The 21,670-nt window shown below is 70.5% G+C and carries 15 protein-coding genes; 5 read left to right on the top strand and 10 right to left on the bottom strand.

Annotated elements, in window-relative coordinates; all coding sequences use genetic code 11:
- Positions 1 to 514: SDR family oxidoreductase (locus tag VET29_RS12600; RefSeq protein WP_324919418.1), on the top strand; the 514-nt coding region annotated here is incomplete at its 5' end.
- Positions 515 to 579: 65 nt separating this feature from the next.
- Entirely contained in the window at positions 580 to 1,869 is a 1,290-nt protein-coding gene (locus VET29_RS12595) for a hypothetical protein (protein ID WP_324919416.1), read from the top strand.
- An 84-nt stretch (positions 1,870 to 1,953) separates the two neighbouring features.
- On the opposite strand, the gene VET29_RS12590 is transcribed toward VET29_RS12595, so the two are convergent.
- The 3 genes from VET29_RS12590 to VET29_RS12580 form a co-directional block, all read right to left on the bottom strand.
- The gene (locus tag VET29_RS12590) at positions 1,954 to 4,443 is read right to left on the bottom strand and encodes a DNA topoisomerase IV subunit A (RefSeq protein ID WP_324919414.1); all 2,490 of its coding nucleotides are present in this window, start codon (positions 4,441 to 4,443) and stop codon (positions 1,954 to 1,956) included.
- A 13-nt stretch (positions 4,444 to 4,456) separates the two neighbouring features.
- Complete coding sequence (locus VET29_RS12585) at positions 4,457 to 6,508, bottom strand: DNA topoisomerase IV subunit B (RefSeq protein ID WP_324919413.1); 2,052 nt, start codon at positions 6,506 to 6,508, stop codon at positions 4,457 to 4,459.
- A gap of 1,343 nt (positions 6,509 to 7,851) precedes the next feature.
- Complete coding sequence (locus VET29_RS12580) at positions 7,852 to 9,381, bottom strand: NAD(P)/FAD-dependent oxidoreductase (protein ID WP_324919411.1); 1,530 nt, start codon at positions 9,379 to 9,381, stop codon at positions 7,852 to 7,854.
- Between the two features lie 43 nt (positions 9,382 to 9,424).
- Between VET29_RS12580 and VET29_RS12575 the strand changes: the two genes are divergently transcribed.
- The 3 genes from VET29_RS12575 to VET29_RS12565 all read left to right on the top strand — a co-directional run bounded on the left by VET29_RS12575 (position 9,425) and on the right by VET29_RS12565 (position 11,383).
- The gene (locus tag VET29_RS12575; RefSeq protein ID WP_324919409.1) at positions 9,425 to 9,769 is read left to right on the top strand and encodes a hypothetical protein; all 345 of its coding nucleotides are present in this window, start codon (positions 9,425 to 9,427) and stop codon (positions 9,767 to 9,769) included.
- 456 nt (positions 9,770 to 10,225) lie between these two features.
- Positions 10,226 to 10,783: a TetR-like C-terminal domain-containing protein gene (locus tag VET29_RS12570; RefSeq protein ID WP_324919407.1), complete on the top strand. Its 558-nt coding sequence runs from the start codon at positions 10,226 to 10,228 to the stop codon at positions 10,781 to 10,783.
- A 12-nt stretch (positions 10,784 to 10,795) separates the two neighbouring features.
- Positions 10,796 to 11,383, top strand: coding sequence for a hypothetical protein (locus VET29_RS12565; protein ID WP_324919405.1), 588 nt, complete (start codon positions 10,796 to 10,798; stop codon positions 11,381 to 11,383).
- Here the strand turns inward: VET29_RS12565 and VET29_RS12560 are convergent.
- The 7 genes from VET29_RS12560 to VET29_RS12530 form a co-directional block, all read right to left on the bottom strand.
- Positions 11,360 to 12,307, bottom strand: a complete 948-nt coding sequence (locus tag VET29_RS12560; protein ID WP_324919403.1) for a DNA double-strand break repair nuclease NurA — start codon at positions 12,305 to 12,307, stop codon at positions 11,360 to 11,362. The two genes, VET29_RS12565 and VET29_RS12560, sit on opposite strands and share 24 nt — an antisense overlap.
- A 10-nt stretch (positions 12,308 to 12,317) precedes the next feature.
- The gene (locus tag VET29_RS12555; protein ID WP_324919401.1) at positions 12,318 to 14,753 is read right to left on the bottom strand and encodes an SMC family ATPase; all 2,436 of its coding nucleotides are present in this window, start codon (positions 14,751 to 14,753) and stop codon (positions 12,318 to 12,320) included.
- A gap of 1 nt (position 14,754) precedes the next feature.
- On the bottom strand, positions 14,755 to 15,912 hold the full coding sequence (locus tag VET29_RS12550) for an exonuclease SbcCD subunit D (protein ID WP_324919399.1): 1,158 nt from the start codon (positions 15,910 to 15,912) through the stop codon (positions 14,755 to 14,757).
- An 11-nt stretch (positions 15,913 to 15,923) separates the two neighbouring features.
- A complete protein-coding gene (locus VET29_RS12545; RefSeq protein WP_324919397.1) occupies positions 15,924 to 17,720 on the bottom strand; it encodes an ATP-binding protein in 1,797 nt (598 codons plus the stop codon).
- Between the two features lie 118 nt (positions 17,721 to 17,838).
- Positions 17,839 to 18,435 (bottom strand): hypothetical protein, encoded by a 597-nt coding sequence (locus tag VET29_RS12540; protein WP_324919395.1) that lies wholly within the window; start codon positions 18,433 to 18,435, stop codon positions 17,839 to 17,841.
- Between the two features lie 70 nt (positions 18,436 to 18,505).
- Complete coding sequence (locus tag VET29_RS12535) at positions 18,506 to 19,747, bottom strand: M1 family metallopeptidase (protein ID WP_324919393.1); 1,242 nt, start codon at positions 19,745 to 19,747, stop codon at positions 18,506 to 18,508.
- Positions 19,738 to 21,670, bottom strand: a 1,933-nt coding sequence (locus VET29_RS12530) for a Pls/PosA family non-ribosomal peptide synthetase (RefSeq protein WP_324919391.1), incomplete at its 5' end; no start/stop codon positions are given. The genes VET29_RS12530 and VET29_RS12535, both read right to left, overlap by 10 nt.

Genomic DNA, 21,670 nt, shown 5'->3' with positions numbered 1-21,670 from the left:
GCTCGACCTGTTGTTCAACAACGCCGGGGCCGGCGCTCCGCCGGTGCCGCTCGACGAACTGTCGCCCGAGCAGTGGCGGCGGGTCGTGGACGTGAACCTGACCGGCACCTTCCTGTGCACGCGGGAGGCGTTCCAACTGATGAAGTCCCAGTCGCCGCGTGGCGGCCGGATCATCAACAACGGCTCGATCTCCGCCCACGCCCCACGTCCACACGCGGTGGCGTACACGGCGACGAAGCACGCGATCACGGGCCTGACGAAGGCGCTGTCGCTGGAGGGCCGCGCGTACGACATAGCCTGCGGACAGATCGACATCGGCAACGCGGCGACGGACATGACGGCGTCGATCAGCGCCGGAGTGTTGCAGGCGAACGGCACCACGATGGCGGAGCCGACGATGGACGCGGCACATGTCGCGGACATGGTGCTACACATGGCAGAACTGCCGCTGTCGGCGAACGTGCAGTTCATGACGGTGATGGCCACGAAGATGCCGTACATAGGCCGCGGCTGAGCATCCCCAGTAGGTTGGCGGTTTCGACGTCCCAGTAACGTGGCGCCACCAACGTTGGGGGACGCATGGACTTCTCGAAGCTGACCGACGCCGCCGAGGCAATGCGCAAGTTCGTGGAGACGGCGGCGGGCGCCGGCAGGGAAGAGGAGCAGTCGGCGGACGGCGCGGTCCCGGGCAACTCGGCCGCCACACAGCTGGCCAGAACGGCGAGGCAGAGCTACCAGAAGACCGCGAGGTGGATGCTGGCCGCGTTCGCGGCCGTGGGCTTGCTGATCTTCGGCTCCCTCCCGTTCGCGGCGATAGCCGACGTGGAGCTGACGTGGCCGGCGGGTCTGTGGCTGGTGGGCGGCCTCCTAGTGGCGGTGGCCGGCATAGTGACAGCGGTGATCGCGGTGTCCCTGGTGAACGAACCGGAGGACGTGAGCCTGGGCGAGCTGGACCGCGACCTGAGAGGTATCCAGAAGACGGACGACAAGGGCTTCGTGTGGATCAACGGCCGTCCGGTGTTGACGGTCAACAGGCTGAGTGCCCTGTGGAACCCGAAGCTGGCCAGCCGCATAGAGCTGACGAACATTCTCCACGGCCAGGAGTCGTCAGCCCACCTCGGCCCGAACCTGGAGTCGAACGAGCGCCCTGCATCGGTGACCAACCTGATCAAGAAGCTGGGCGAGCTGGAGTCGGAGCACGCCAGGCTGGCCCCGGGGGTGGCAAGGCTGACGGTGTCGGTCGACTCCTACGAAAGACGAGTGGCGGACCTGTCAACCCTGTTGGAAGAACAGAGAAAACGCCAGGCCCCGAACAACGAGGTCAACGCCACGTCGTCGATGTACGCGGCGGCCGCGACCAAGCTCGACTCGGAACGGGCAGCCCTGACAACGGAAAAGCAGAAACTGGCCGAGACGGACGACCAGCTGAGGCTGTACCACGACCACCGGGACCTGGTACTGGCCGAGTCGGGCGTCATGCAGCTACGCGGCACCTTCCACCTCGCACGGCGGGTCCTGGCAGTGGCAGCGGTCCTGACGCTACTGGGCGGCACGGCATACGCCCTTTCCCTGCCAGGCGCCACAACCAAAGCGGAAGCGGCGCCCACACCACAGCCAAGCCCGGCGACGACACCGTCCCACCCGGCCTACACCACCGGACTACAGGCGACGGTGGTGGTACACGACGGCACGAAAGCGGCCCAGGAACTACCGCGGGAATGCGTCGAGAAGCAGCTACCCGCCATCTGGATCGGCACCGACCGCGTACCACCCACCAGTGGCCCGTTCACCGTCATCGTGACGGTCCCAGCCTGCACCGGCGAGATCACGGTGTCCCAGGGCGAAGGCCGCTTCACCCTGACCACCTGAGCCCCCGTGGCGACGGACGGGGCCGCTCAACCGCGCGGCCCGTCCCCGCCCGCCTCTCGCCGAGGCCCACCCGCCGGTGGGCCGTTACCCTCGCTCGATCAGGTGCCCAATCACATCGGGCCCGGGGTGGGCCGTTCCCGACCCGTCCCGCCGCTTGTCCACGGAGGGCAGCTCCACAGAGGACCCGGTGGACGAGGCCCCGGCGGGCCGAGGCCCGACCCAGGCGAGCACCAACTCCCGCTCCCCCTTGAGGAAGCGATGCGTCCGGACCCCACCGGTCGCCCGCCCCTTGGCCGGATACAGCTCGAACGGCGTGACCTTCACACTCAGCCCGGTGCAGGTGACGACCATCGGCTCGCCGTGATCGTCGTCATCCGTCCGCACGGCCCCGAAGAACACCGCCGAAGCATCCGCGGCGAGGTTGATCCCGGCCATCCCGCCGCCCTTCACCCCCTGCGGCCGCACCAGCGAGGCGCTGAACCGCAGCAGTGAAGAGTCCGACGACAAGAACACGAGGTTCTCGGCGCCGTCGGTCAACCACGCGGCACCGACGACCTCGTCGCCGTCCTTCAACGAGATCACCTCGAACTCGTCGGACCGGACCGGCCACTCGGGCGCGCACACCTTCACCACGCCGTGCCGCGTCCCGAGCGCGAGCCCGGCCGATCCCTCGGCCCGTTCGCCGAGCGGTGCGATGCCGACGACCTTCTCGCCCTTCTCCAGGGGAACCAGCTCGCTGGCCGCCATGCCGCCCCGCAGCGACACCGTCCCCGCCGCCTCCGGCAGCACGGGCAGCGGCAGCACGTCGGTCTTGAACGCCCGGCCGAGACTGGTCACGAGCAGCACCTGCCCGCGCGCGGTCGTGTGCACCACCGCCGCGACGGTGTCGTGTTTGGCGCGGCCACTGCGTTTGCGTGCCTCGGTCGCCTCCTCCGACTCGGCCGCCGTCCGCGCGACCAGCCCGGTGGCGGACAGGATCACCTGGCACGGGTCGTCCGCGACCTCCAGCGGGCCGGCCGGTTTCGATGCGGCCAGCACCTCCTTGAGGTCACCGTCGATCAGCGCGGTCAGTCGCTCCCTGCCGAGGTCCTTCGCGACCTTCGCCAGCTCCGACGAGACGAGCCGCTTCAGCACCGCGTCGTTCTCGAGGATCTTCGTCAGCTCGGCGATCTCCGCCCGCAGCCGGTCCTGCTCCTGCTCCAGTTCGAGCTTGTCGTACTTGGTCAGGCGGCGCAGCGGCGTGTCGAGGATGTAGGTGGCCTGGATCTCCGAGAGCTTGAAGCGCTTCATCAGGCCCTCTTTCGCGGCGGCCGCGTCCTCGCTGCCGCGAATCAGCCGGATCACCTTGTCGATGTCCAGCAACGCGATGAGCAGCCCCTCGACGAGGTGCAGCCGCTCCTCCCGCTTGCGGCGGCGGAACCTCGTGCGCCGCGTGACGACCTCGTACCGGTGCCGCAGGAACACCTCGAGCAGCGCCTTGAGCCCGAGCGTCTGCGGCTGCCCGTCGACCAGCACGAGGTTGTTGATGCCGAACGACTGCTCCATCGGCGTCAGCCGGTACAGGTCGGCCAGCAGGGCCTGCGGGTTGACGCCCACCTTGCACTCGATCACGACGCGGGTGCCGTTCTCCCGGTCGGTGAGGTCCTTGACGTCCGCGATCCCGGTGAGCCGCTTGGACTTGGTGACCTCGTCGGTGATCTTCTCGATGATCTTCTCGGGCCCGACGGCGTAGGGCAGCTCGACGATCGTGATGGCCTGTCGCCCCCGGCTGCCCTCGAGCAGTCCGATCTCGACCTTGGCCCGCATGCGCACGACGCCGCGCCCGGTCTCGTAGGCGCGCCGGACCTCGTCGAGCCCGAGCAGCATGCCGCCGGTGGGCAGGTCGGGCCCCGGCACGAACTCCATGAGCTTGTCGAGCGAGGCGTCCGGATGGTGGATGAGCCACCGCGCGGCGCCGATGATCTCGGCCAGATTGTGCGGAATCATGTTGGTGGCCATGCCGACCGCGATCCCGGAGGTTCCGTTCACCAGCAGGTTCGGGAAGGCGGCCGGCAGCACCGACGGCTCGTCCAGGGACCCGTCGTAGTTCGGCCGGAAGTCGACGGTGTCCTCGCCGAGCTCGCCGACTAGCAGCATGGCCTCATTGGACAGCCGGGACTCGGTGTACCGGCTCGCGGCCGGTCCGTCGTCCGGGGACCCGAAGTTGCCGTGCCCGTCGACCAGCGGCGCGTTCATCGAGAAGTCCTGCGCCAGCCGGACCATCGCGTCGTAGATCGCCCCGTCGCCGTGTGGGTGGTACTTGCCCATCACGTCACCGACCACACGGGACGACTTCACGTACGCGTGCGTCGGCCGGTAGCCGTTCTCGTTCATCGAGTACAGGATCCGGCGGTGGACGGGCTTGAGCCCGTCACGTGCGTCGGGTAACGCGCGCGAGTGGATGACCGAGTACGCGTACTCCAGGTAGGAGTCCTCGATCTCGGTCTTCAACGGGTTGTCGAAGACCTGAGCGCCGGCGCGGTCGAACGCGGCCGGGTCGACCCTCGTCGTGGTTGTGCCCTTGCGGCGTGCCATGTTTCCCTAGCCCCTAGATGTCGATCGCCGACTGGTCGACCCGCACGGACGACTCCACCAGCCAGTTCCGCCGCGGTTCCACCTTCTCACCCATCAGCAGCTCCAGCGCCGTCTCGGCCGCTTCCACGTCGTCGAGCGTGATACGCCGGACCGAGCGGGTGGCCGGGTTCATCGTGGTCTCCCACAGCTCCTCGGCGTCCATCTCGCCGAGACCCTTGAACCGCGGCACCGGCGTGACGACCTGTTTGCCGGCCCTCTGCAGCGCGGCGACCCTCGTCTCCATCTCACGCTGCGTGAAGGTGAAGTGCGTCTCCGAGTTGCGCCCCTTGGTGGTGATCTTGTGCAGGGGCGGCATCGCGGCGTAGAGCCGGCCGTCCTCGATCACCGGGCGCATGTACCGCGCGAACAGCGTGATCAGCAGTGTCCGGATGTGCGACCCGTCGACGTCCGCGTCCGCCATCAGGATGACCCGCCCGTACCGCATGGTCGTCAGGTCGAACGTCCGCCCGGTCCCGGCGCCGAGCACCTGCACGATCGACGCGATCTCCACGTTGCGCAACGTGTCGGCCAGGCTCGCCTTCTGGACGTTGAGGATCTTGCCGCGCAAGGGAAGCAGCGCCTGGTACTCGGACACCCGCGCGAGCCGCGCCGATCCCAGCGCGCTGTCACCCTCCACGAGGAACAGCTCGCTGCGGCCGATGCCGGTCGAGCGGCAGTCGACCAGCTTCGGCGGCATCGCGGCGCCCTCGAGGGCGGTCTTGCGGCGGGCGGCGTCCTTCTGCTGCTTCTGGGTCAGCCGCACGCGGGCGGCGTCGACCACCTTCTGCAGCACGGTCTTCGCCTCGGTCTTGGTCTTGCGGTTCTCCGTCCACGCGCGGACCTCCTGGTCCACGATGGTCTGCAGAACCTTCGTGATGCCGGCCGTCGACAGCTCGTCCTTGGTCTGGGACGTGAACTGCGGCTCGGGGATCTTGACGTGTACGACCGCGGTCATGCCCTCCTCGACGTCGTCGAGCGTCGGCGGGTCCTCCTTGGGCTTGAGCAGCCCGCGGGTCCTGGCGATGGCCTCGTTCACGGCCTTCACCATCGCGCGGTCGAACCCGCGGCGATGCGTGCCGCCGTGCACGTTGCGGATCGTGTTGGTGAAGCACTCGATCGTGCGCTCGTACCCGGTGCCCCAGCGGACGGCGACCTCGACCTCGGCCACGCGTTCCACTTTGGACTGCATGACGCCGTTCTCGTCGGCCGCGTTCTCCCGGTACGTCCCGGTGCCGTTGATCATGATGATGCCGGACACCGGCTTGTCGGCGGCCGGCGCCAGGAACTCCACCATGTCGGCGAGACCGTTGGGGTAGTGGAAGGTCTCCTCGTTGATCGTGCTCTCGAGCGCACTGCGCAGCACGTAGGTCACGCCCGGCACGAGGAACGCCGTGTTGCGCAGCTTCGACCGCACGGCCTCGACGTCCAGCACCGCGGCGTTCTCGAAGTAGCGCGAGTCGTACCAGTAGCGGGTGGACGTGCCGGTCGCCTCGCCGCGCTTCATCCGCCGCACGACGTTCAGCCCGGACCGCTGCGTGAACTTCGCCTTCGGCCCCGCGCCGTCGAACTCACCCGGCACACCGTGCGCGAACGACATCTGGTGCACCTTGCCGTCCCGCTTCACGGTGACGTCGTACCGGTGTGACAGTGCGTTGACCGCAGACGCGCCGACGCCGTGCAGACCGCCGGAGGTCTTGTAGCCGGACCCGCCGAACTTGCCGCCCGCGTGCAGGCGCGTCAGCACCAACTCCACCCCGGACAGGCCGGACTTGGCGTGCACCCCCGTGGGGATGCCGCGCCCGTCGTCGTCGACCTGAACGCTGCCGTCCGCGTGCAGCGTGACCACGACCCGGCTCGCGTGGCCACCGATGCCCTCGTCCGTAGAGTTGTCGACGACCTCGTTGAACAGGTGGTTGATGCCTCGGCTGTCCGTCGAGCCGATGTACATCCCCGGCCGCTTCCGCACCGCCTCGAGGCCCTCGAGGTGGGTCAGATCGTCGGCACCGTAAAAGGTTCCCGCAGTCACTTCTGGTCGTCTCCCGCTTCATGACGCGCCCGTGCTCAGGCGGTCAGCACCGTAGGAGAGCCTATCCGCTTCCCCTGACAACCCCCGGCATTTGCTCCCCGATGCCCAACCACGCAGGTCCGACCAACGGTCCGGGAGAAGCGCGGTGAGGTTCAGGAACAGGGTGTCCGCGAACTCTCCTGCCTGGTCATGGCCCTGCCCGTGCAGTGCGGTCCAGGTTCGCCGAGCCGTCCACCCCAACCCCGAATCACCCGCGGACGACAGCCGGCGCGCCAAGCATACTCGCAACGAACGGCGCGCGATGACCTCACCCCGTACACGCCCGACCGCCCACCGTGTTCGCCGCTGTGGCGCAGGTCTCGATTTCCTTCCCCCACAAGCGATGCGAATACCGCCCCCACACGATCAGGTGACGCGATTGGCGCCCCGACCCCCGGCCGCCGTATGGTGAACACATGTTCGTTTCATCACTCGCCAGACCGTGTCCCTGCGTCCCGGTACATCCGCCGCCCGCGCGCCGGATGTCGTGACCGCGCAAGCAACCTCGACATCCCGGCAGCCGTTTCGCAACACCCGGCTGGGATACGTCGGTCCGGATCACCCCTGTCCGGAACTTTCGCGTCCTCGGGTTCGCGCATGCCCTGAGTCGCTCTGTCTAGCAACGACAACCCTGGAGCCGCCTTTGGCAGACACCTAACTCCATATCCGACACAGCACACCGCACGCTGGTGGGCGCGGTCCGGCCATGCAGACGGGTTCGCGACGCGATCCGGCTTTCACGGGCTGGCCCCGTGGTCCGTTGGTGGTCGTGGTCCGCCGCTCGTACGGGTCGGGCGGAGGGATGAAGCTGATGCAGGCTTGTTCGGGATCGCTTGTTCGGGATCGCTTGTCCGGGATCGCTTGTCCGGGATCGCCGGTCATGTGGGCTCGTTCGAGTTCGGTGCGGCCGGGCGCGGTCAGGTTCGGGTTCGGCGGTCAGGCTGGGCGCGTCGGGTTCGGGTTCGAGTTCGGCGGTCAGGCCAAACGCGGTCGGATTCGGGTTCGAGTTCGGCCGTCAGGCTGGGCGTCGTCGGGTTCGCCGGTGAGGCACGCTCGTTTCGGGTTCGGGCGGTCAGGCAGGCTCGCTTGGATTTGCCGGTGAGGCGGGCTTCGTTCGGATTGCCGGCCATGCAGGCTCGTTCGACGCTCAGGCAGGCCATTCGGGAACGCCGTTCATGCGGCTCGTTCGGTGCTCAAGCAGGCCTCGTTCGGGATCGCTTGTCCGGGATCGCCGTTCATGCAGCCCGTTCCGTGGTCAGGGTGGCCTCGTTCGGGGTCGCCGGTCACGCAGGCTCGTTCGGCGTTCAGGCGGGCTGGTGGTCCACGCCCTGCTTCGCGTGGGTCGGCCGGCGGTCGAAGCGGACGTCGTCGTCCACCGGGCCGCGGCGGAGCATCAGGACGTCCTTCGGGTAGTTCTGGTGCAGGCGCCAGGGAGCGGCAGGACCCTGCTTCGGGAGCGCGTCGATGCTGCGGAGCACGTAGCCCGACGTGAGGTCGATGAGCGGCACTGTGTCGACCTCCGGGTCCGCCAAGACCGGCGTCACCACCTGGTAGTCGCGCGCGGCCATGTGGTTGAGCAGCCGGCAGACGTACCCGGCGACGAGGTCGGCCTTCAGCGTCCACGAGGCGTTGGTGTACCCGATGGTCATGGCGAAGTTCGGCACGCCGGACAGCATCATTCCCTTGTACGCCACGGTGTCGCCGAGGTTGACGGGCTCGCCGTCGACGGTCAGCGCCATCCCGCCGACGGGCAGGAGGTTCAGCCCGGTGGCCGTGACGACGACGTCGGCCTCTAGCTCCTCGCCCGTGGTCATGCGCAGGCCTCGGACGGTGAAGCGGTCGATCGTGCCGGTCACGACGGACGCGCGGCCGGAGCGGAGTGCTGTGAACAGGTCGCCGTCGGGGACGAAGCACATGCGCTGGTCCCACGGATCGTACGTGGGCGCGAAGTGGGGGTCGGCGTCGTAGCCGGGCGCCATGTGGTTGAGCACTCCCTTGCGCAGCAAGGTCTTCATGACCTTCGGTGCGCGGCGGGACAGCTGGTAGGCGAACATCTGGGTCAGTACGTTCTTCCACCGCAGCGCGGGGAACAGGTACCGGCCGGGGATCCTGCCGATCAGCTTCTCGGCGATGGGGTCCCTGGCGGGCAGGGACATCACGTAGCTGGGTGAGCGCTGAACCATCGTGACGTGCGCGGCGGTCTCGGCCATGGCGGGCACCAGCGTGACCGCCGTGGCGCCACTGCCGATCACGGCCACCCGCTTGCCGGCGTAGTCGAGGTCGGCGGGCCAGTGCTGGGGATGGACGACCTGCCCGGCGAAGTCGTCGATCCCGTCGAACGACGGGGCGTAGCCCTTGTCGTAGCGGTAGTAACCCGAGCAGACATACAGGAAGGAGCACGTCAGGGTCACTGTCACAACTGAATCCGACGCCGGGTCCGCGGCCTGGTCTGCGGCCTGGTCCGTGCGCTCCGCCGTCACCGTCCAGGTGGCGCTGGCGCTCGACCACTCGACCGCGACCACCTTGTGGTGGAAGCGGATGTGCGGGTCGACCCCGAAGGCACGCGCGGTGCGGCGCACGTACTCGCGGATCGAAGGGCCGTCGGCCATGACCTTGGTCTCGGTCCACGGACTGAACGAGTAACCGAGCGTGAACATGTCGGAGTCCGAGCGCACACCCGGGTAACGGAAGAGGTCCCAGGTGCCGCCGATTGCGTCCCGGGCCTCGAGGACCGCGAAGCTGCGGTCCGGACAGCGCTGCCGCAGGTGACAGGCGGCGCCGATACCGGACAGTCCGGCGCCCACGATGAGGACATCGACGTGCTCCGTTGCCATGTCAAGCACGCTACACAATGGCGACCCCGATCAGGGATGCCAAGTGCCGGCGGTGTTTGACCCGGCCTTGCTCGGGCAGCCCGAGGACATGCTGCACATCACGCCGGAGGCAGGACTGGCCATCCAGAAGCTCACCCGCGCCCAGGGCGTTGGTGAGGGCGGTGGCCTACGCGTGGAAGCACGTGCGGGCGACCGCGGCTTCGGGATGTCGGTAGCCGCCCTCCCCGACGAGACGGACGTGGTGGTCACCGAGGAGACCACCGGTGCCCGGGTAATGCTGGACACGGTGACGGCCGACTACGTCGACGACAAAGCCCTGGACGTCTCGGACACCGTGGAGAGCACGGCCCGCTTCACCCTCACCGAACGGGGCACCACGACCGACTGACTCGGCAACGACCGCTGCCTGCTGAGACCTGCACAGGCTCGCGTCCGCAGGCCCATACCCACAGGCGCCTCCACAAACTCGCCTCCACAAGCCGCCTCCGCAAGCCCGCCCCACAGGCCGCGTCGCCTCCACAAGCCCGCCTCCGCAAATCTCGCCTCCGCAGACCCATCCCCACAGGCCGCCTCCACAAGCCCGCCTCCGCAAACCGCCTCTGCAAGCCGCCTCCACAAGCTCATTCCGCGGGTCTCCTCCGGAAGCCCGTTCCCTCAGGCCTGTCCCCAACAGGCCGTTTCCGCAGGAGCGTCCCCGCAGGGGCGTCCAGGCACGGGCTTTGTCGTGGCATGGCGCAGCGCCTCTCCAAGAAGCTGCGCCCTCATTCGGCCGACGCAGGGGCGAGTCAGGCTTGACCCAGGCAAGCTACTTACAATAGCTTTCAAGCTATGAGAGATAGCCGCCATGCCTAGGGCCGGGCTTTCCACCGCCGCCGTCGTGGAGGCCGCGCTCGCGCTCGTCGATGAGCACGGGGTCGACGCCCTCACACTCGCCGCTGTCGCGCAGCGGACGGGAGTCGCCACGCCGTCGCTCTACAAGCACGTCGCCGGGTTGGGCGAGCTCCGCACGCTCCTCGGCCGCCGGGTGCTCGACGACATGACCGAGCACTTCACCCGCGCCGTTCTCGGGCGTAGTGGTGACGACGCCCTCATCGCCCTCATGCATGCCTACCGCGCCTACGTGAAGGCCCACCCCGCCCGGTACGCCGCCGCTCCCCTCGACCCACTGCACGATCCCGCCCTCGCCGCCGCCGGTGCGAAGCAGTTCGACGTCGTCCTCGGGGCGTTGCGTGCCTACGAGCTCCCGCGGTCCGACGCCATCCATGTCATCCGTTGCTTTCGGGCCGTCGCGCATGGGTTCGCCTCGCTGGAGGCCGGGGGTGGGTTCGGGCTGCCCGAAGACCTCGACCACACCTACGAACAGCTCATCGCCGCCGTGCTCGGTGGCATTCCTCGCGGCTGAAGGAGAAAACCCATGCCCAGAACCGCTCTGGCGCTGGCCGGTGTCCTCTTCCTGCTCTACCCCGTGCTCCGTCCCTGGACCGACGAGACCACGACCTCCGGTGCCCGCGAGGCGATGGGCTCGACCGCCTGGGTCGTCTCGCACTTTCTCGCGATGATCGGCTTTGTGTTGGTGCCCTTGGCCTTACTCGGCTTACGCGACCTCGTCGGACTCCTGCCCACCGCCGTCATGTGGGTCGGCGCGGGGCTGACGCTGCCCTACTACGGCGCCGAGGACTTCGGCCTGCACGCCGCCGCCACCACGGGCACCAACCTGCTCGACGTCGCGGAGGCCACTCGCTACAACCCGGTCGCCATCACGATCTTCGGGGTCGGGTTGGTCACGCTCGCGGTCGGGGCGGTACTCGTCGCGGTCAGGGTGTGGCGCGTCGACAGGTACGCCGCCACGGTGTTCGCCGCTGGGTTCGTGCTGTTTCTTCCGCAGTTCTTCACGCCGGCGCCGGTCCGGATCGCGCACGGGGTGTTGATGCTCGTCGGGCTCGGCTGGTTGGCGATCTCCGCCGGCTCGCCCGCCCGGCTACGCGGCCAGCGCGCCGCGTAGCGCCCGGTACAGCAACGCGGCATCGCCGAGGCGGTGCCTCAACTGCCGTTCCAACCCACCGATCGGCACCAGGTTCTGGGGCGCCCGGGGGTCCTTGTGCGGCGAGCTCGCCAGCCTCGGCAGCACCTGGGCGGTCACGTCCGCGAGCGCGACCGCGTCCTCCGCGGTCAGGTCCGCCGAGCACTCCAACCGTACGATCGCCGACCACGGTGCCCGCGACGCGCCCGGCAGCCGCAGGTACCACGACAACCGCTCCCACGACGTCCCCATCTTGAACACCGGGCTTCGCTGGCCAGGGCCCAGTCCCGCCACCACCTCGGCCTGCTCGGCCTGCAGGTACGACTTCTGGTGTGTCTTCACATAACCCACGGTGCGGGCGAGGTGCGTACGGCCACGCAGCGGACCGTCCACCACCAGCAGGTCATCCTCCACATTGGAGTTCTGGCGCCACGAGTTCGCCAGCTCCACCTCCAGCGCCGCCAGGCGCCCCTGCACACCCAGCGTCAGCTTGTCCAGGCCGCCCGGCGTGCGGTGGAACCGGTAGCGCGCGTGCCGGGTCTCGATGTCGCCACCGGACTCCGCGTACAGGCCGCGGTCCACGGCCACGTCCACGATCTGCGCGGCGCCGTCACAGCGGACCAGGCCCGCCGCCAGGGACGCGATCACGCCCGGCAGCGGCTCGGGGCCATCGCCGTGGACCCAGACCCGTGCGTCGATCCGCCGGACGCCGTCCAGGAACAGGATCGAACCGGGCAGGGCGCCATCGGCCGGCGACAGCGCACGCCAGGACGACGCCGGCAGCTCGACGTCCAGGTCGAGGCGGGCCGACGACTCGCGGCCGTCCAGCTCGTCGCCGCGCGCCACTCCGTACGCGGGGTCCCACGGGTCGACCGTGTAGGTCGTGGGTGCCAGGAGTCCGGTCATGACCGCACCATCACACGTCGACCCGCCGCAGTCGCGACGACGCGCCGTCACGGGTCACCGCGAACTGCACGGGGACGCGCTCGGCCAGGGCCGGCACGTGCGTCACGATGCCCACCATCCGCTCGGTCTCCGACGCCAGTCGCTCCAGTGTGGCCGCCACGGTGTCCAGTGTGGCCTCGTCCAGGGTGCCGAAGCCCTCGTCCAGGAACATCGAGTTCAGGTCCCGTTTCCCGCCGGACAGGCCCACGACCTGGTGGGACAGTGCCAGCGCGAGCGCCAGCGACGCCTGGAACGTCTCCCCGCCGGACAGCGTGTTGACCGGCCGGATGGTCCCGGCGTCGTTGTGGTCGAGCACGACCAGCTCGTTGCGCTTGTCGCGGTTCAGCTCGTACTGCCCGCCGGACAGCTGCATGAGGATCTCCGACGCCTCGGCGACCAGCGACTCCAGCGCCTCCGCGCACAGCCACGCCTCGAACCCGGTCGACCTCAGCAGCGTGCCCAGCAGGTGCGCGACCCGCTCCTCCTCGCGGCACGTCTCGACCTCGGCGGCCAGCGTCGCGGACCGCGACCGGCGTTCGCGCAGGTCGGCCAGCTCGGCCCGCAGCCGCGCCAGCTCGCCGGCCAGCACGACGTCGCCCTTGCCCTGTTTCGGCAGGTCGACCCCGTGGTCCGCCAGGAGCTGGGCCAGGCGGGTGCTGGCGGCGGTGCCTTCGGCCAGCACGTCCTCCTCGGCCTGCGCCAGCGACGCGATCCGGTCGTCGAGCGAGCGGCGCTGGTCGCCGGCCCACGTCAGCAGCGCCTGCCAGGCGGCGGCGAGGTCAGTGCCCTCGACCGGCGGCGCGCCGAGCGCGACGAACCGGTCGCGGCTGGCCCGCAGCGCCGACCAGGCACGTTGCTCCTCGTCCGCCAGCGCGTTGCGCTCCTTGCGCGCGTCGTCGACGGCCTTGCGGGCCGACCGCGCGCGGACCCGGGCGCGGTCGACCGCGGCGTCCGCGGTCTCCCGGCGAGTCAACGCGGCCTCGACCTCGGCCGGCGGCGGGGCGTCCCGAAGCTCCGCGGTCAGGTCGTCGGCCTGCTGTGCCGCCGAGGTCACCTCCGCGCGAGCCGTGGCGGCCGCCCGCGACGCGTCGGCGTGGGCCTTCCGCGACGTGGTGACCTGGGACTTGGCCTTCTTGACGGCAACACGGGCGTCGTCGAGGTCGGCCGGCACGGCGTGGTGGGGCAGGTCGTGGACCTCCTGGCGGCACACCGGGCACGGCTCGCCCTCGACCAGGTCGGCGGCCAGCGCGACCGCGCGGTGGGCCCGGTCTGCGGCGGTCTGGGCGGCCTCGGCGTCGGTCAGGGCGTGCTCGGCCTCGGCGAACTCACCGGCCGCGGACTGCTCGGCCGCGTCGGCCTGCGCCGCGGTGGTGCGGAGCCGGTCCAGGCGGGCGGTCAGGTTCGCGAGGCGGGTGTGGGCGTCGCGCCAGCGGGACAGCTCGGCGGCCTCCGGCAGATCGGCACGCGCGGCCTCCGCGTCGGCCTCCGCCGTCTCCGCCGTGGCGCGCTCCCCGGCACGCAGCGCGATCCGCTCGTCCGCGTCCGCCAGCCGGGTGGCCAGGTCGACCACGTCCGCGGGGCGGCGCAGCGTGTCCAGGCCGGTCGACTGCTCCTTCACCGTTTTGGTGGCGGCGTTCGCCTCGGACCAGCGGGTGCGGATCGCGGCGATCTCCTCGACGGCCTCGTCCACCGTCGGCACCAGCGACTCCAGGTCGGCGACCCGCTTCTCGGCGGCCGCGACCACCTCCTCGGTGACGGCACCCAGCTCGGTCAGCTGCTTCTCGGTCATCGTGAGCTTGCCGGCGGCGACCTTGGCGCGTTCGCGGGCGCGCTGGCCGACGTCCTCGTAGACCCCGTACGCCAGCAGCTTGATCAGCAGGTCCTGCCGGTCGCTGGGCTTGGCCTGCAGGAACTCGGCGAACCGGCCCTGCGGCAGCACGACGCACTGGGTGAACTGCTCGTAGGAGATGCCGAGCAGCTCGGTCACCGCGCCGGTGACCTTGTCGCCCTCGGCCAGGGACTCGACGACCTGCTCGAGGATCTTGGTGAGGTCGGCGTCCGGCGGCACCGAGTCGTCGACCCGGTCGAGACGGGCCTCCTTGGTCTGCACCGCCCCCTGCGCGCTGCGGCGCAGCAGCCGGACGGCGGCGTACCGGCGCCCGGCCGCCTCGAAGACCAGGCACACCTTGCCCTCGTTGACCGACGGCGCGAGCGCGCTGCGGATGGCGTCCTTCTTGCCCCAGCGCGGCACCGTGCCGTAGAGGGCGAAGCACAACGCGTCGATCACCGTCGACTTGCCGGCGCCGGTCGGTCCGGTGAGCACGAAGAAGTCCACATCGGACAGCTGGACGTCGGTCTCCTCGCGGTAGCTGCCGAAGCCCTCGAACATCAGGCGCAACGGACGCATGTCAGCGACCCCCTGTCGACTCTTCGAGCAGCTCGGCGAACATGGCCTGCACGCGTGGGTCCTCGATCTCCTTCTCCGACAGGAAGTCCGCGAACAGGTCGGTCGGCGTGCGACCGATCCGGGTCCGCACGGCGCCGGCCTCGGCACGAGCACGGAACTTCTCGTCGATCTGGACGTCGAGCGTGTTCGGCAGCTTCTCGCGGACCATGTCGGCGAGCCCGGCCGACGCCTTCTGCGTGAGGATCACCCGCAGGAACGCGTCCCCGGCCTCCTCGCCGGCGGCCACGACCTCGTCGAGCGTGCCACGCAGGGTGGCGAGCCTGCGGCCGCCGGTCAACGGCACGGGCCGGATCGTGGCGCGTGAGCCGGGGGTGGCGTTGACGACGAGCGCGACCGGTTCGTTGTCCTCCTCGCCGAAGTCCAGCGCGATGGGCGAGCCGGAGTAGGCGATGGGGCAGGGGCCGTCGATCTGCTGGTACCGGTGCAGGTGCCCGAGCGCGGCGTAGTGGGTCGCGACCGGGAACGTGTCGGGCGGGATCTCGTAGCCGAGCAGCGTCTGCACGGCCCGCTCGCCGCCACCCCACCGGCCACCCAGCAGCGTGGCGTGGGTGGTGGCGACGTTGACCGTGTCGCCGGTGAACCCCTCGCACAGCAGGTCGATGATCGACCGCACGTGGTTGGCGTACCGCTGGTTGTGCTGGTCGGCGCTGGTCCGGAAGACCTCCGCGGCACGGATCGCGTGCCGGTGCGAGAGGAACGGCAGCGCCGCGACCACCGCCTCCTCCCCCGACCGCGTGGTGACGCGGGTGGTGCCACCGTTGGCCGGGGTCTTCGGGGTGCCGATGACGTGCATCCCGAGCGCCCCGAGCACCGGGCGGTAGACGTCGTTGACGAGGTTCTGGTTGTCGTGGTTGCCGGCCAGCACGAAGACGTGCCGCCCCTCGGCACGCAGCGACATGAGGGTCCGCATCACCAGGCCCTGCGCCTGGGGACCGGGCGCGGCCGTCTCGAAGAGGTCGCCCGCGACGACGACGAGGTCCACGTCCTCCTCGTCGGCGATCCGCACGATGTCGCGGAGCACGACCTTCTGCTCGTCGATGCGGGGCTGGTTCTTCAGCACCTTGCCTACGTGCCAGTCGGCCGTGTGCAGGATCTTCATGCGAGCCTTCTCTAGAAGGGAGGGGGGTCGTCGTCGGAGTCCGCGCCGGGTATCCCGGCGAAGGGGTTGGCCGGGGGCTTGGGGCCGTCGTCGACGCCGTTCCACGTGCCCTTCTCCGAGGACCGGGTGGCCCAGGCGGGGAACGGGAACTCGATGGCCAGTGGCACCGGGATGTCCGGCTGCGACACGAACATCGTGCCCGGCTTCGCGATGGTCGCCCGCTGACGCTGGGCGGGTGGCAGGTAGCCGTACTCGGGTCGCGACGCCTCCGCCGGGTCGAGCCGGCCCGCGACGCGGATGGAGCAGTTCGCCACGATCCGCCGCTCGACCTCCGACGCGGTCTGCTGTGCGCCGATCAGGATCACGCCGAGCGACCGGCCGCGCTCGGCGACGTCGAGCAGGATCTGCTTGATCGGGCTGTCGCCGTCGCGCGGGGCGTACTTGTTCAGCTCGTCAAGCACGATGAACATCAGCGGCCGCGCGGTGCCCTGCTCCTCCTTGCGCCGGAACTCCTGCCGCAGCGAGACGCCGACCACGAACCGCTGCGCGCGGTCCGGCAGGTTGTGCAGGTCGATGACCGTGACCTGCGCCTTCGATGTCGTCAGCGACCGGTCGCCGCGGTCCTTGAGGTCCGCGCGGATGAGCCGTTCGAGCGGCTTCACGGCCGACCGCAGCCGCCGCAGGAACGCGTTGACGCTGCCGAGCGAGGTGGAGCCGGCCACCCAGTCGCGACGCAGCTCCTCGTCGAGCAGCTCGTTCTCGATCAGCGCGACGAGCTGGTCGAACGTCCGGATCGGGCCGCCGTTGACCGCGTCGACGCCGGAGACCGAGATGGCGCCGTCCGTGCCGACCTTCTGGTGGTCGCGCCTCAGCCGGCCCGCGACCTGGCCGATCAGCATCGTGTACTGGGCACGTTCGTCCTCGCCGTCGGCGAACACGAACGGCATCAGCTCCTGCTCGCAGAACTCCGCGAGGGTCCAGTAGAAGGGGCTGACCGCGCGGTCCCGCGCCCGGACGTCCGGGGTCCCGTTCGGGTCGCCGGGGCGGGGCGGGGCGAACACCTGGACGTTGCGGAACGCGTGCGCGGGCAGGCCCAGCCGGGTGTACTTCTCGCGGAACTCGTCCTTCAGGCGGGAGTTGTCATAGTCGAGGAACAGCAGGTCCTCGCCCTTGACCGAGAAGATCAGCGCCTTGGTGTTGTGCGCCTCGCCCGCGAGGACACCCGAGTTGAAGAACGAGTGCAGCAGGAACGTGGCGAACGACGTCTTGGTCGCGATGCCGGACACGCCGGAGATCGACACGTGCCCGCCGCGGGTGCCGTCCACGAAGTCGAAGTTGAGGTACACCGGCAGCCCGTCACGCCCGATGCCGACCGGCACCTTCGCGTCGGCCATCGTGTCGAAGTACAGCGCGGAGTCCCGTTCGTCACCGGTCGCCCGGTTCACCGGCTGGCCGGGCCGCGGCGGCACGTACACCTCCGGCTCGACCCGGGTGACGGTGACCTCGGCGACCTCGGACACCTCGGCCGGCAGCGCGCCCTGCTCGATGAGGAACACGTCGGAGGCGAACCGGGCGCCCTCGTGCCCCGCCTCGACGTTGGTGACCACACCGGCGATCTGCACCTCGGTCCCGTCCGGCAGCTTGCGCCGGGTCACCACCACGTCGTCCAGCTGCAGGTACTGGTCGGCGGCGACCCCGACGGAGAACTCCAACGGACTGGCGGCCACGGTGCCGACCACGAGACCGACGGGACGCTGCCCCGCCGCCAGCTCCGTCACGCCGTTCGGCGAACCGTTCGGCTCTGACACGCACACACTCCTCGCACTGGGAAGGCCCGCAGTCTAAAACCGCCGGGTGGCGATCTTGGGGACCCCTGGAGGTGGGCGTTGCGTGCCCGGCCGCCCGCGCCGGGCACGCACGGGTGGATCAGGGGAAACAGGCGGTGCTGTAGAAGCCCCACTGGCCGCCGTGCATGGCACGCACGCCGCGGGGGCCGTACCGCCGGTAGGGCTCGTCCCGGATGTCGCCCTGCTCGTCCTTCGCGAGCGGGTCGCCCCACTCCCAGCTGAAGTGGTCGGCGCTCGGATCGTAGTTGCGGTAGAAGTGCGCGGCCGCACAGCGGTTGGTCTCACAGTGCGTGTACGTGCCGTTGCACGGCTCGCGCGGCTCGGCCACCGTCTCCGCGGCCGGACTGTCGTAGGCCTCGCACAGGATGTAGCCGGTCCGCGCGAGCTGCCACGAGTAGCCGTAGCACCACAGCGGCTCGGCCGGGTCGGCGTAGTAGACGACGAACGTCGAGCCGGCCCGCAGCGCGCCGAGATACGGACCGTGCGGCGAGCACACCGGCGGGTTCGACATCTCGTGCAGGTTCGTGTCGCGGATGATCGTCCGCTGGCGGGGGTTCGGGTCCTTGAAGTGGCTCGAGCACCCGGGCGGCCGGGTGTCCTGGACGGACGCGCCTGCGTCGGCGGGAAGGGCGGCGGGGACCAGCGCGATCACGGCCGCCAACAACACTTTCAGCATGTCCGTCTGTCTAGCGACGGCGGCTCACCGCCCGCGACCGGTCGTGCACACAGGGAATGCGACGGTGCACTCACGGCAAAGCCGGTTGGAACAGCCACTGGTCGAAGAAGCCGCGCAGGGATCGGCCGGCGTGCTGTTCGGCCAGGGCGACGAAGTCGTCCGTGGTCGCCGTGCTGTGGCGGTACCTGTCGGTCCAGTCGCGGAGCAGCGCGAAGAACGGGCGGTCACCCAGCTGGGTGCGTAGGGCGTGCAGGGTGAGCGCGCCCCGCCGGTACAGCCGATCGTCGAACATGTCGCGCGCGGACGGGTCGCCGATCCGCAGGTTCTGCGGCAGACCGGCCAGCACGGCACGGGATCGTTCGGCCAGCAGCGACGCCGACGGCCCGCCCGATCGCTCCGACCACAACCACTCCGCGTAGGCGGCGAAGCCCTCGTTCAGCCAGATGTGTCGCCAGTCCGCGAGGCCGACGCTGTTGCCGAACCACTGGTGCGCCAGCTCGTGTGCGACCAGCCGCTCGAACCCCCGCGCACCGTCGACGTGGTTGGCGCCGAAGATCGACAGCCCCTGCGCCTCGACCGGCACCTCCAGCTCGTCGTCGGTCACGACGACCGCGTACTCGGCGAACGGGTACGGCCCGAACAGCTCCGTGAACACCCGCATGATCCGTGGCTGGCGCCGGAAGTCCCGCTGCGCCAGGGCCAGGCGGCCCCGCGGCGCGGCCAGGATCTGCCCGGAGGACAGCAGGACCCGCTCGTACTGTCCTATCTGGACGGTCGCGAGGTAGGGCGCCATCGGCTCGTCGGCGACGTAGGTCCACGTGGTGGTCGAGCCGCTCGACACCCGGGACGCCAGGACTCCGTTGGCCACCACCGTGTACGTGGTCGGCGCGGTCACCTCGATCCGGTAGGACGCCTTCGCGCCGACCAGGTCCACGCACGGGAACCACGACGGCGCGCCGACCGGTTGGCTCGCCACGATGACGCCGTCGGTCAGCTCGTCCCAGCCGACGTCACCCCAGTACCGGGTGTGCACCGGCTCGGGCCGGCCCGCGTACCGGATCTCGACCGGAAACGGTGTGCCCACGAGGAAACGGCCGCGGATCCGCAGCTTGCCGGCGCGGTGGGTCCACCGTGCCGGGCGACCGTCGACGAGTACCCGCTCGACCCGCAGCGACCCGAGGTCCAGCTCGAGCGGCGCGTTCACGGCGGACGCCACCACGGTCAGCCGGGCCCGCGCGGAGAGCCGCCCCGTGGACGGCTTCGTCCGCAGCGCCAGGTCGTAGTGCGAGACCCGGAGGTCGTTCAGCTCCATGCCGATACGGGATTGCCCAGCCACCGCGTGCCGGCCGGCACCTGCTCGCCGGCCATCACCAGCGACGCCGGCCCGACACACGTGTTGGCGCCGACCGCCGTGCCGGGCAGGACGATCCCGTGCGGTCCGAGCGTCGCGCCGGCCGCCAAGCTCACCTTGTCCATACGCAGGATCCGATCATGGAAGAGGTGGGTCTGCACAACACAGCCCCGGTTGACGGTCGCTCCGTCACCCAGGTGGACCAGGTCCGCCTCGGGCAGCCAGTACGACTCGCACCACACGCCGCGCCCGACCCGGGCGCCGAGCGTCCGCAGCCACCACGACATCAGCGGCGTGCCCGACACCGAGCCGACGAACCACGGCACCGCCAGGACCTCGACGAACGTGTCCGCCAGCTCGCCCCGCCACACCGCCGAGCTCCACAGCGGATGGTTGCGGGCGCGGAACCGCCCGACCAGCAACCACTTCGCGGCCGCGGTGAGCAGGCAGGCCGCGACCCCGGCGGCGCCGAGGAGCACACCACCCAGCGCCAGCCCGAGCGGGAAGCCCAGCACGGCGATGCCCGCGAGCACCAGGACCGCGAGCGCGACCGAGCACATGACCGGCACGACCCGGCACAGCTCCACCAGCGCACGGGCCACGAGCAGCCGGCGCGACGGTTTGTAGGTGCGCCCGGCGTCCCCGCCGTCGGCCACACGCGGCAGCCTGATCGGCGGCATGCCCAGGTACGAGCTGCCGGCCTTGGCCCGTTTCGGCGCGGCGGACAGCACGCCGACCAGCCCGCGCTTCGGCACCGACCGGCCGGGCGCGGCCATGCCCGAGTTGCCGACGAACGCCTTCTTGCCGACCCGCACGCAGCCGATGTGCAGCCAGCCGCCGCCCAGCTCGTAGGCCGCGACCATGGTGTCGTCGGCGAGGAACGCGCCGTCGCCGACGGTCGTCATCGACGGCAGGGCGACCACGGTGGACACCTCGGCGTTGCGACCGACCTTCATGCCGAGCGCACGCAGCCAGACCGGCGTGGCGAGCCCGGCGTACAGGGGGAACAGGAGGCCGCGAGCGGAGTCCATCAGCCGCAGCGTCGCCCAGGCCTGCCAGGCGACCCGGCCGCGGACGGGGTGGTGCCCCTCCCGCAGCCCGATGCCGAGCAGCCGGACCGAGACCAGCGTGACCAGCGCGTACGTGGCCAGCCAGGCCACCGTCGCGGCGGGCACGGCCGCGAGCAGGCCACCCAGGGTCCTGGGGAACATGGTCGCCAGCCACAGCGCCGGCAGCGCGGCCGCGGCCGGCAGCAGCGACAGCGCCATCGAGGTGGTGTCGTAGACCGCGAGCCACAGGCGGGGGCGGGCCGGGCGGGCCTTGGGCCAGCGGCGGGCCGCCTTGCCGTCCTTCACCGCGGGCACACCGGACCAGCGCTGTCCCGTGGGCACCGAGCCGGTGACGCCGGAGCCGGGCGCGATCTCGGCGCGCTTGCCGATCCGGGTGCCGGGGAACAGGGTGGAGCGGGCGCCGACGACCGCGCCCGCGCCGACGCGGATCTTGCCGATGTGCACGAGGTCGCCGTCGACCCAGTGGCCGGACAGGTCCACCTCGGGCTCGATCGCCGCGCCCCTGCCGATCCTGAGCAGGCCGGTCACGGGCGGGAGGGAGTGCAGGTCGACGTCCTGCGCGATCGTGGCGCCGAGCGCGCGGGCGTAGTGCGTGAGCCAGGAGCCGGCGAGGTCGGCCGCGCCGGACCGCTCGGTGAGCTGCTCGGCCGCCCACAGTCGCAGGTGGACACCGCCGCCGCGTGGGTAGGTGCCGGGCCGGACGCCGCGCAGCAGCAGCCGCGCCCCGCCCGCCGCGATCGCCAGCCGGCCGGGTGGGCTGAAGAGCAGGAGCCAGCCGAGGCCGACCAGCCACCACGAGACGGTCCAGGGGTAG

Source organism: Actinophytocola sp., assembly GCF_035634895.1.
Lineage (GTDB): Bacteria > Actinomycetota > Actinomycetes > Mycobacteriales > Pseudonocardiaceae > Actinophytocola.
Note: the sequence above shows the minus strand (reverse complement) of the source record. Positions and strands in the feature narration are given on the sequence as shown.